The following is a 12,321-nucleotide window of genomic DNA, read 5'->3' as shown; positions in this document are numbered from 1 at the left end:
TACAACAATAACCCTAATTTAATCCCAGCGCCTGCTTCACCCCAGCGCCATAATCTGGATGTACTTTCTCAAACAGTGCTACCTGACGGCGCTGAATTTCTTCCGGAACCTGTGATAACTCACCGGCAATACGAGTAAACATCCGCTGATGCTCTTCTGCGCTGAGCAAGTTAAATAATGCCCGTGGTTGGGAGTAGTAATCATCATCTTCCCGGTGATTCCAGTGATCTGCCGCTCCCTCCAGGGTTAATGGTGGCTCGCTGAAATCAGGTTGCTCCTGGAACAGACCAAAGCTGTTTGGCTCATAAGTCGCTGTATTACCACTGTTACCATCAACGCGCATGGCACCGTCGCGATGATAATTATGGAATGGGCATTTAGCACTGTTCACTGGGATCTGATGATGGTTCACACCCAAACGATAACGTGCCGCGTCGCCGTAAGAGAAGAGGCGGCCTTGTAGCATACGGTCAGGAGAGAAACTCACCCCTGGCACTACGTTGGCAGGGTTAAATGAGGCCTGTTCTACCTCGGCAAAGTAGTTTTCCGGATTGCGGTTCAGTTCGAAGAAACCCACATCAATCAATGGATAGTCGCCGTGCGGCCATACTTTGGTTAGATCGAATGGGTTATACGGGGTTTGTGATGCTTCATGTTCTGGCATCACCTGAATCTGTAGATTCCAGCGCGGGAAATCACCGCGTTCAATGGCTTCATACAGATCACGTTGGGAACTTTCACGATCCTGACCAACCAGTTTTTCAGCTTCATCATCCATAAGGTTCTCAATGCCTTGCTGGCAGCGGAAATGGAATTTAACCCAAAAGCGCTCATTGGCGGCATTGATAAAGCTGAAGGTATGGCTGCCGAATCCGTGCATATGGCGATATGATTTTGGCAGGCCACGGTCACTGAAATCGATAGTGAGCTGGTGTAGCGATTCTGGCAGCTGCGAGAAGAAATCCCACTTATAAGTTGGGTTACGCAGGTTGGTGCGTGGGTCACGTTTAACCACGTGATTCAGATCCGGGAATTTCAGTGGATCACGTAAATAGAATACCGGCGTATCGTTACCGACCAAATCCCAGTTACCTTCCTCAGTGTAATATTTCATGGCAAAACCACGGATATCACGTTCGGCATCGGCCGCACCCCGTTCGCCCGCTACCGTTGAGAAACGCACAAACATTTCAGTTTGTTTACCAATCTCAGAGAAAATTTTTGCGCGAGTATATCGGGTGATGTCGTGGGTGACGGTGAAGGTACCGTAAGCACCAGAGCCTTTAGCATGCATGCGGCGTTCCGGGATAACTTCACGATCAAAATGGGCCAGTTTTTCCAGGAACCAGACATCTTGCAGCAACATCGGGCCACGTCGGCCAGCCGTCACAACATTATTATTATCAACGACGGGAGCGCCTGCTGCGGTGGTTAATCCTTTCTTTTTGCTCATCATTTTCTCCAGTATGGCTGTTGAATTGATTGCGTATTGGGTGTTTTACAGTATGAGATTTCGCCAAAAGTCCGATTGGCAAAATAATAACTTAAACAACATCAGCGGTTTATTCTTTGATCTCCACACTAGTTGTAGCCTTATTGGTGCGATTCAGCAAATAGGCACGCCTTATCGTTATCATTGTTAGCATTAGACACATCAATTGTGTAGGTATTTACAATTATTTGAAATACTGTGGTATTTAATCGGTTTTTCCGTGTGTTCATGCTGTTTTTTTCAGTTAAACTCGGTGTGGGAAGCGCCTGTCAGCCAGAGTTTGCTCACAGGTAACATCAAGAATAATGAGAGAACAATATGAAAAAGCACTTAATCGCATGCGCAGCTAGCTTGCTGTTTGTGGCGGGATCTGCCAATGCAATAAGCTTGAATGGTGAAGTTGGCAGTGATTACACCAACCTAGGGTTCGGTATGGGCACTAACACCGGTGGGTTGGCTATTAGCGGCAACTGGGCGCGTAGTGACCATGATGGCGATATTTATGGCCTGGGCTTGGGCTTCAATCTCCCGCTTGGCCCATTGATGGCAACTATTGGCGGTAAAGGCATATATATGTCACCGGAAGATGGCAGCAGTGGTGGCGCAGTCGCCATTGGCGGTGGGTTAACTTACCCGATCAGTAAATCATTCACTCTGTACGGTGAAGGCTATTTCGCCCCTGAAGAGCTGACCAGTGGGATGAAGTCCTACAGTGAAGCTAATGGCGGCCTGCGCTGGAATGTATTCCGCCCATTAACTGTTGATGTCGGCTATCGCTATATCAATATGGAAGGTAAAGACGGGCATCGGGATAATCGCGTAGCGGATGGTGTGTATATCGGCGCGGGTTTAGCATTCTGATTTAACACTATTTTCTGTAAAAAAGGCGCATTCCAGACAGGATATGCGCCTTTTTGTCTTTATGGGCTGAATTAGCCGACTGCTGGTAATGCGCCGGTCACTATCCCTACCTGAATGCCAATCACCAGAACGCCACAAGCAAATACTGCGGCCAACGCCGGTTTCCCGCCCCAAACGCGATAATTCCCCTGATGGATTTTACGTGCTTTCCACGCCAGCATCGCGGGTAGGATTAATGCTAATACTGATAATGCGACCGCCGCAAAGCCCAGCGCCATAATAAAACCACGTGGGTAAAACAGCGCAAATAGTAGCGGCGGTACAAAGGTAATTGCGCCAGTTTGCAGGCGGCCTCGTACTGAATTACGGCGTTTAAATAAATCGGCCAGATAATCAAACAGACCCAAGGCGACCCCGAGGAATGAGGTTGCCAGCGCCAGGTCGGCAAACAGGTGAACGGCCAGCTCAACATGAGGGGAGGCCACCACATCGCGTACGGCTTGCAATAGACCATTCAAACCGGCTTGCTGCGCCAATATTCCGACAAAAGTATGGGAGGAAATAGCGCCTAATGTCGCTAACTGCCAGAAAATATACGCAATTAATGGGATGGCGCTGCCGATAATAAACACCCAGCGCAGTTTGCGAATATTGCCACCCATATAATTGACAATACTGGGCACGCTGCCATGAAAACCAAATGAGGTGAAAATCACCGGAATAGCAGAAAGCGCTAACCCTTGCTCCAGCGGTAGCGTCAATAAATTGGTTTTTTCGATATGCGGCATCATCAGTGCCAGCATCACAATCAGGAAGATAATTTTGGCGCTGAATAAGATGCGGTTAAATAAATCAACAGAATGAGTGCCAATACAGACCACACCGCCGGCCACGAGGGTAAACAACAATACGCCAAGGTAGGTCGGAAATGATTGTTGAGTCCATTGGCTGATGCTGGTTGCCAGTAACTCACCGGCACCGCTGATATAGGCGGCAGTCAGCGCATACATCAAAAACATCATGCTAAAACCGGTGAGCCATTGCCCCCGATTGCCGAGATAGCGCTTAGCTAAAGTACCAAGCCCAGTATCTGCCGCTTCGTGCTGATAGACTTCTACCAACAATAATGCGGTGTAACACATTAATACCCAAAGAAAAACTAATAGTGCGAGGGTGACGCCGAAACCGACTCCCGCCGCCGCCAGTGGCATTGCCAGCATACCAGCACCAATAGTGGTGCCAGCAACGATAAATATACTGCCCAGAGTGCGATTCTTCACGCTTTCCTCTACTACATGACAATTTATTGGAATTATTGAGCGAAAGAGGATAATGGATTGGGATATTTGTGTCAAACCAGCGTTACGATTGATGTAAACTTATCATTACGATTTTCGGCGTGTTGAAATATAGACTTTTACCATTGTTATTCATTCCGATAATGGATAGCGATTGTGTTTAGGCAGGGAGCTTCATAAAGTGAATGTATAAGCGCCAACGGAGAAGAAAATGATCAGAGTTGAGATGTTGAGTACCGGGGATGAAGTGCTGCATGGGCAGATTATTGATACTAACGCGGCATGGCTGGCAGATTATTTATTTAATCAGGGATTGCCAATCAGCAGCCGGGAAACCGTCGGTGATTCACTTTCCGCTCTTATTGAGGTACTGACGGAGCGGAGCCAGGTTGCCGATGTGCTGATTGTTAACGGTGGTTTGGGGCCGACCAGTGATGACTTGAGCGCGTTGGCGGCGGCGCGTGCTGCCGGGACGGAACTGATTGAGCATCCGGAATGGATTGCGCGGATGGAAGCTTTCTTTCAAGAGCGCGGCCGTGTGATGTCATCGACTAACCGTAAACAAGCCCATATTCCGGCGAATGCCGAAATGCTGGATAACCCAGTTGGAACCGCCTGCGGTTTCGCTTTACGGCTCAATAAGTGCCTGATGTTTTTCACCCCCGGTGTGCCGTCAGAATTTAAGGTGATGGTTGAACAGCAGATTATGCCGCGTTTACGTCAACATTTTGATGTGGCAGAGCCACCATTGTGCCTGCGCCTGACCACCTTTGGCCGCTCAGAAAGTGATTTGGCACTTGAGTTAGACTCACTGCCACTCCCGGACGGCGCGGTGCTGGGCTATCGTTCATCTGCACCTATTATTGAGCTGAAACTCACCGGGCCAGCTTCGCAACAAGCGGCGATGGAAGAGGTTTGGCAGCAGGTCAGGGCAGTGGCGGGCGAGAGCACAATATTTGAAGGCACGCGCGGCTTACCGGCGTTGCTGACTGAGCAATTGACTCAACGCGGGCTGTTATTAGCCGTCAGCGAACAATTTACCGCTGGCTTGCTGCACTGGCAATTACAAAGCGCCGCCGCACCTTTGGCGGGAGGCGAGTTGTTACCGGCGCATTGCCAGGAGTCATTAGCCGAGGTGGCGGGCCGCGCGCAATCATTATCGATGCTGTGTGGTGCGCAGGTGGTGTTGGCAGTGAGTGCCATGCAAAATGATTGTCTGAGTGTTGCACTACATACCCCTGATGGAACTTTTGCCCAGACGGTGCGTTATCAGGCCAGCCGACATGGTTTGCGCATTCGTCAGGAAAGCAGTGCCATGCTGGCATTAGATATGTTGCGCCGCTGGCTGAAAGGCAGCCCAGTTTGTGGACAGCATGGTTGGCTGGAGGTGGTTGAGGTTTTGTAGTTAATCGATAGTTTCTGTTAATAAAAAAGGCGCATATTTTAAATTGCGCCTTTTTTATTAAGCGCATATTATTTATTATCCTGATTTTTATTTGTTATTTTTCTGTGGTTTTATTTTATCTCTTGTTTTGCTTTTATATCCACGCTATTTTTACTTTATCTGCTTAATTACGTACAAGTCATTTTAATTACTTATATTAAAATGACTTAAATCTCGATATGGAATAAACATATACATGGATGGTATTAATGAATAAATTTATTGTTAGATATTTAATTTCGTTATTTAAAATCATGTTATTGATTATTTCACCGCTAACTTTTGCCGAAAATCGCCCCGGTTTTGTTTGTGGCAAATTTAATGGTCATGTAATGGAAGTGCCTGACCGTTATATTATTTACTGGGCGGAATATGAGGGGGCCAGCGCCTGGGATCCCAATTTTATTTATAATAAAAAAGGTTGTGACGCTAATTTTGTGGTGCTGCCAATGATAGCCAGCTGGCCAGATATGCAGCCGGGGGATAAATCGAAGTGGTATAAGCAAAGGCTGAGGTTTGAGGGATTAGCAATCAGCGTCGAGCCATTTAAACGATCCGATACCGATATCACCTATAAGCGTGACTTTTTTCTAAGAAAACAAAATGATAGAACCTTTGATCCAGTTATTTATATCGATAAGTTAGGGCTGTTTTTTGTTGAGGCAACTCGAAAGATAGCTAGATTTCCCCCAGTGGAAAAAAATGATCCTTATCGATTTGATGAGGATATTAATGGTTATTACTGGGCAGAAGTTAACGGGCAAGTGCCGGTGGTATTTGACTGTCAGTGGTTGCCGTTAGAGAAGAGATATTATATCTGTGATGCCCTTTTTGTGATGCCGGAAATAGGCTCACTGGTTGAAGTGACTTTTACCATAGAAAAATTACCGCAATGGAGAGCCATTGTTAGCCGTACCCAGCAGTTTCTTTTATCGCATATTAAACGTTAAGGAAGATAATTATGTCTCCTGAGATAATTATAAATAGACGATTAAATAATAAAACTCTAATGAGAAATTTAATACCATTATTTTTAATGCTGTTTATTTTAATAATATCTCCACTCAGCTTTGCTGAGAATCGCCCCGGTTTTGTTTGCGGTAAATTTAATGGTCATGTAATGGAAGTGCCTAAAGAATATATTATCTACTGGGCGGAATATGAGGGTGCCAGCGCCTGGGATCCCAATTTTATTTATAATAAAAAAGGTTGTGGCGCTAATTTTGTGGTGCTGCCAATGATCGCCAGCTGGCCGGATATGCAACCGGGGGATCAGAATCTGTGGTATGAGCAAAGACTGGAGTATGAAGGGCTAATTATAAGTGTCAGACCATTTAAACGTTCTGATACTGATATCACCTATAAGCGTGACTTTTTTCTAAGAAAACAAAATGATAGAACTTTTGATCCAGTTATTTATATCGATAAGTTAGGGTTGTTTTTTGTTAAAGCTACCAAAAAATTAAATAGAGACCCTCCGCCAGATAAAAATGATCCTTATTGGCCTTATTGGTTTGATAAGAATATTAATAGTTATTACTGGGCGGAAGTTAACGGGAGGATATCAGTGATATTTGATTGTGTCTGGCTCCCGTTGGAGAAAAGGTATTACAGGTGTGAGGCCCTTTTTGTGATGCCGGAAATTGGCTCACTTATTGAGGTTTCTTTTACAGCAGAAAAGTTACCACAGTGGCAAGCCATTGTCAGTAGTACTCAGCAGTTTCTTTTATCGCATATTAAACGTTAAGGAAGATAATTATGCTACAGCAAAATAGCAATGCAGGTAAGTTACAACTTAATGCCGCCGATCTGGCCTGCGCCCGGCAATTATTGGAAGCCAATAAGGAGAGTAAAGACCCCGGCCCGATGTATGATTTTTTAGCCAGCAAAGGCGATCGCTATGCCATATTAGCCAATGGTGTGGTCAGGGGGGATTCTATCGCCGGTGCCATGGCCATCCACTATTTAGAGAGCGTTGCCGCCAGTCACAATCAGCCGATAACTGAAATGCGGCTCAAGCATATTCGCTATGATATGGCGCATGGCTATCTTAATACCCAGCAAAAGAGGCTGGACGATAGCCCAACAGGAATTATCTATGGTGATATCGACCATAAACAGGCAGGGCAATTTCACAATGAAGAGCTTAAAAGACATGGATTGCCTTCAAAGGCCTGGACGTTAGACCCAGTATTCAGAGCGATTGACGAAAGAAGTCAGCCAATATACTGGCAGTGGGTGTTGAATGCGGCGGGCAAGCCAAAAGAAGAGCTACGGCTCTCAGCAGATACCTACCAAAAAATGGCTTTATCCGCGAAAGTGGCCCCGGATGGTATCCGGCAATCCTCACGCGAATGGTTTGACAGAGTTGATTCGCTCCTTGGCTATTGGGCCTTAGCCAAAAGCAGCACCAGCCAACTCTTTGCCTTCGACCAAACTACCACCGTTTTACCCCAGCAGTGCAATTTTGATATCAATATCAGCCCAACCCCACAACCTGTTCAGCGCATTGCCGATGAAGATCAAGCGCGGCGCGATGTCACCAATGGCTATCTGGTGAATAAACCCACTCACAGTTTCTCCTTTACTGACGGCAGCTTAGATAAAACCGATTTTACCTCGGTGCAGATGGGCGGCATGGCATCGGGCGGTATTCGCCCGGGAGAAGTCCAGCTTGACCCCAATGTGCAGCCCAGCCGTTATTTATCGGATTATTATCTGGAACGACCCAGTTACATACTGCCGGAAACCGGTTTATTTGATGCGGCGACACTCAATAGTCTGTCCGCGCAAACCACCGTCAATACCTATGTTGACCCACTGCTACTGGATTTAACTGGCAAGGGGGTTTCCATGACCGGCATTGAAGATGGTGTGCTGTTTGATACCGATAACAGCGGCAGCTTAAAACGCACCGGTTGGGCAGCGCCGGATACCGGCATGTTGGTGCTCGATAATGGCAGCGGGAAAATCGACAATATCAGCCAGATGTATTCGGAATATTACGGTGGCACGGCTGGCGTGAATGGCCAGCCGGGGGAAAAACGCTATACCAATGGCTTTGCCGCGCTGGCCAGTGAGGATGCCGATGGTAATGGCGCGATTGATAAACATGATCCGGTTTGGGGTAAATTACGGATTTGGCAGGATGCCTCCCATAATGGCAAGGTTGATCCGGGTGAGCTAAAAACGCTGGATGAATGGCGAATTACGCAAATTAAAGTCAAAGCCAACGCCATCGAGGATGATAACCGTAATGGTAATCGGGTGATGGCTCGTGGCGTGTTTTCTATCAGAGGCAGAAAACACGAGGTACTGGCGGTGAATTTTGCCAGTTCGCCGGTGAGTAACCGCATTCTCAAGCAAGATGCTGACGGGGCATTGATTCATTCTGCCACCGGTGAAACAACCACCACCGCTTATGTTGAACTCACTAATAGCGGCGATGTATTGTTCGCAGATGAGCTAAAAGTCAATAATATTTATGGCGGCCACGGCGATGACAGGTTAAGCGCGAGTGCGTCGGGCAGTTGGTTAGTCGGGCGCGGTGGTAGTAATACCTATATTGGTAACACCGGTGACGATGTGTTTGTTATCAGCGCCAGTGATGACACGAACAATATTAAAGGCAATGGTGGCCGCGATACGGTGCTGATTGCGGGTAAAAAAGGGGTGGCGCTGAATATGGCGCGCAGCGGTATTACTATTGCGCAGGGCGGCGATGGTGACGACATTATTGTCAGTGGCGGCAATAACAGTGTGTTTATTAAAGGCGGTAAAGGTAATGCCACGCTGGTCGGCGGTGGCGCTAATGACGTGTTGGCGGGTGGCAGTGGCAAGAATCTCATTATTGGTGGTAGTGGCAAAGCGGTTATTTATGCCGGATCACAGGGCGATACCCTTTATGCCTCAGAGCAAGGCAGTATTATCTATGCCGGTGGCGGTGCGGACAGGATTTACGGCAATGAAGGTCATGATGTGATTGAAGCGGGACACGGCGATGCACAGATTGATGGTGGCGGGGGGATCAATCTGGTGGCATTGCATGGCAGCTATGCGGATTACACCATTACTCGTACTGATAGCGGCTTTCAGATAAGGGATAAAGTGGCAGGTCGTGATGGCACTCTGGCCCTGAAAAATATTCAAAAATTGAATTTTGCTGATATCTCTGCGGTAGATCTGAATACCAATAATATTATTCCAGTCGATGATGTGTTGTCGTTGAGTCAACCAGGCAGAACCTTTCATCGGCGCTGGGCGCAGCGTATTCCCGCTGCCAGCTTGCTCGCCAATGATTTACAGTTTAATGGCGAAACGCCTGGCTACCTATCTGCGGTCGGCGATGCGGTGGGCGGCACGGTCAAACTTAATCTTCAAAAGGATGTAGTATTCACACCTGGTAGCACATTCACTGGAGTAATGAGTTTTAAATATGAGGTGAAGAGTAGCAGCGGCGATCCGGCGATTTCTGTGGTTGATTTGTCCTCGGGGGAGTCGGCAGGAATGAGGGGGACGGTGACGCTATTAACACCCGATATTCCCCACGATCCTTTTGTTGCCAAACAAACTTATTTAAATGATATCAATGTGATACCCGTATGGCAGGATTATACCGGTAAAGGCATAAGAATGGGGCAATTTGAACCTGGTGGGCCATTTGCCACTGGGCCAGAGATTTTCGATATTCAACACCCTGATTTAGCTGCCAATGTTGACCCCATCTGGCTGGCAACACAAAACAGCGCGGGTACACTAGCCACCGATGTTTCCAATCATGCCACTATGGTTGCTGGGGTGATGGCCGCCACCAGAAATGGTGTCGGTGGGGTCGGGGTGGCTTATGATGCGACCTTGGGCGGCCATTACCTGAGCAATAATGGTGCAGATATGACCACTCTGGGTAAAATGTCCAGCTATGATGTGGTTAACCATAGCTGGAGTTCCCAACCTGATTTTGCGCTGAGCCATACCGCCGGTGGGGCGCTTAATCTGCCAAACCTCCTCAACACGACACTACATTATGCGGCGGCCAATGGTCGTGGGGGGTTAGGCACCGTTATTGTGACTGCGGGCGGGAATCAACGCGAGCAGGGGGGGCAGCACGCAAGGCTCGCTGATGAGTCATAGTCGTTTTGCTATTCAGGTCGGTGCAATCAGCACTCCGACTGATCTTTCAACACTCCAGACTCGCTCACCACCTTTCTCCAATCCCGGTGCCAGTTTACTGGTCTCCGCGCCTGGCAACCGAGTGCTTTCCAGCGGCCACCAAATAAAAGCAGAGCGCGGGGCCGTCTTTGGTAGCGAATACAGCACCGAACAAGGTACCAGTTTTGCCGCGCCGATGGTCTCCGGTATTGCCGCGCTGATGCTGCAAGCCAATCCGAATCTGGGTTATCGCGATGTTCAACAGATCCTCGCCTTGTCGGCTCGTAAGGTGAATGATCCGGCCACCCAGTGGCGTATTAATAATGCCAAAAATTGGAATGGCGGCGGGATGCAGATAAGCCATGATTATGGTTTTGGTATGGTCGATGCGCGGGCGGCAGTGCGTTTGGCAGAAAGTTGGATGAGTAAAAATACCGATGCTAACCAACAAAGTCTGGAAAAAAGTCATTATTACGCTACGTGGAAACGGCTGTATGCCGGGGGGGTTGATACCTCATCGATGACTATGACAAGTGGCTTGAATGTTGAACAGGTAGAGGTTGATGTCAGTGCTGCTGTGGGGCGGTTGGGCGATTTGACGGTGAAACTAATTTCGCCGAGTGGCAGCGAAAGTATTTTGTTAGATCGGGCTGGGAAAAAACCAGCGGTCAACGATACCGATATGGGCAGCGCACTATCCGGTGAATTTAACTATACCTTTATGTCGACACATTATCGTGGAGAAGATTCTACCGGCCAGTGGAAATTGGTAGTTAAAGATGCCAAAGAGGGTTTACCCATCAAGCTCAATCGCTGGTCACTACGACTCTTTGGTCACAAAACTGGCGCTGATGATGTCTATTTTTATACTGATGAGTTTGCCGCCCAGGTTGCAGAGCAACCCACACGAGCCATCTTAAATGATGCAATTAATGGTGTGGCCGGTGGCCGAAATACGTTGAATGCTGCGGCTATGTCAGGCGCTGTGAAGATCAATTTAGTGACTGGAGAGGCAAACCTTGGCGGGACAACTCTGACGATTAACTCCCCGCAAACGATTCATAATATAGTGAGTGGTGATGGTAACGATGTTTTAACCGCAGGCCGGAATAATAGTTTGCTTGATGGTGGGCGAGGTAGAAATACCCTGGAAGGAGGCGCGGGCAAAGAGATATTTGTGGTGCGTAAACGGCCACAGGGGCATGACCGCATTATTAACTTTGAGGCAGACAAACGTGAGGTCATTAACTTAGTTGGCTTTGCGGAAAAAGGATTCAGCGAATTACGGTTACAACAACGGCGGGGTGATGTTCAGATCAAACTAGCTGATGGTCAAATAATAACTATCGGAGGCCAACAGGTTGCCGCATTGCAGGCCCATCATTTTAACTTTCAGGATACCTTTACCGCGCCTGTCCACTATGTTGATAGCAGCAAATCAATGGATAACCCCGCCCGTAAGGCAACCGATATTTTGCTGAATGGCGGCGCAGGGGGTATCACTTTACGCACCAATGCCCAAGGTAAAATGGTGGCTTCATTGTTGGGCACTGTTTATCAACGGGATAATGCTGAACCCAGCACTTTCGTTGTGATTCAGCAGGAAGGTCAATCTGATTATCGCAATACCGTTCGTGGATTTAGGCATGGCATTGATAAAATTGATTTAAGTGCGGTTGGAATTCGGAATTTCACTGAGTTATCAGTCACCAAAAGACGTGCAATGGTTATTAATGGATTGGCTCTTATTCAAGGTGTAGATATTGAGTTTGGCTCGGAGGGTAAAAGTATCAGCTTAATGTATCTGGATGGATTGGATATTGAGCAACTTGATGCTCAGGATTTTATTTTGGCAGACACTGAACCGATGCTGGCGGATACCTGCTTTATTTATGACGATATTGTCCCGCTGATTGACGCAACGTCTTATTTTGATAACCCTGAACGTGGATCTGAAACTATCCATCTTCCACATCAAGTATCACCTTTTAGTTCTGATGGGTTGATCGTAAATCGTTATTAGGTACTAATTCATGAGAGTCAAAATCCACTGCTTTTCAATACCCACTCAGTTGAAT

General features: G+C 47.4%; 6 protein-coding genes and 1 pseudogene. 5 read left to right on the top strand and 2 right to left on the bottom strand.

Annotated elements, in window-relative coordinates:
- Positions 1-13: 13 nt before the first annotated feature.
- The gene (katA, locus tag FGL26_RS08385) at positions 14-1,453 is read right to left on the bottom strand and encodes a catalase KatA (RefSeq protein WP_005171608.1); all 1,440 of its coding nucleotides are present in this window, start codon (positions 1,451-1,453) and stop codon (positions 14-16) included.
- A 357-nt stretch (positions 1,454-1,810) separates the two neighbouring features.
- Here katA and FGL26_RS08380 point away from each other — a divergent pair, with 357 nt between their 5' ends.
- A complete protein-coding gene (locus FGL26_RS08380; RefSeq protein ID WP_005171605.1) occupies positions 1,811-2,353 on the top strand; it encodes a YfaZ family protein in 543 nt (180 codons plus the stop codon).
- 71 nt (positions 2,354-2,424) lie between these two features.
- Here FGL26_RS08380 and tyrP read toward each other — a convergent pair whose 3' ends face one another.
- Positions 2,425-3,633, bottom strand: coding sequence for a tyrosine transporter TyrP (gene tyrP / locus FGL26_RS08375; RefSeq protein WP_005171603.1), 1,209 nt, complete (start codon positions 3,631-3,633; stop codon positions 2,425-2,427).
- Positions 3,634-3,862: 229 nt separating this feature from the next.
- Here tyrP and FGL26_RS08370 point away from each other — a divergent pair, with 229 nt between their 5' ends.
- The 4 genes and pseudogenes from FGL26_RS08370 (at position 3,863) to FGL26_RS21845 (ending at position 12,266) form a co-directional block, all read left to right on the top strand.
- On the top strand, positions 3,863-5,056 hold the full coding sequence (locus tag FGL26_RS08370) for a nicotinamide mononucleotide deamidase-related protein YfaY (RefSeq protein ID WP_005171600.1): 1,194 nt from the start codon (positions 3,863-3,865) through the stop codon (positions 5,054-5,056).
- 248 nt (positions 5,057-5,304) lie between these two features.
- Positions 5,305-6,045: a hypothetical protein gene (locus FGL26_RS08365; RefSeq protein WP_005171598.1), complete on the top strand. Its 741-nt coding sequence runs from the start codon at positions 5,305-5,307 to the stop codon at positions 6,043-6,045.
- 11 nt (positions 6,046-6,056) lie between these two features.
- Positions 6,057-6,842, top strand: a complete 786-nt coding sequence (locus FGL26_RS08360; protein WP_032902902.1) for a hypothetical protein — start codon at positions 6,057-6,059, stop codon at positions 6,840-6,842.
- Between the two features lie 11 nt (positions 6,843-6,853).
- Positions 6,854-12,266: pseudogene (locus FGL26_RS21845) on the top strand (S8 family serine peptidase).
- The last annotated feature ends 55 nt before the right edge of the window (positions 12,267-12,321 follow it).

It is taken from the genome of Yersinia enterocolitica subsp. enterocolitica (assembly GCF_901472495.1).
GTDB lineage: Bacteria > Pseudomonadota > Gammaproteobacteria > Enterobacterales > Enterobacteriaceae > Yersinia > Yersinia enterocolitica.
Note: the sequence above shows the minus strand (reverse complement) of the source record. Positions and strands in the feature narration are given on the sequence as shown.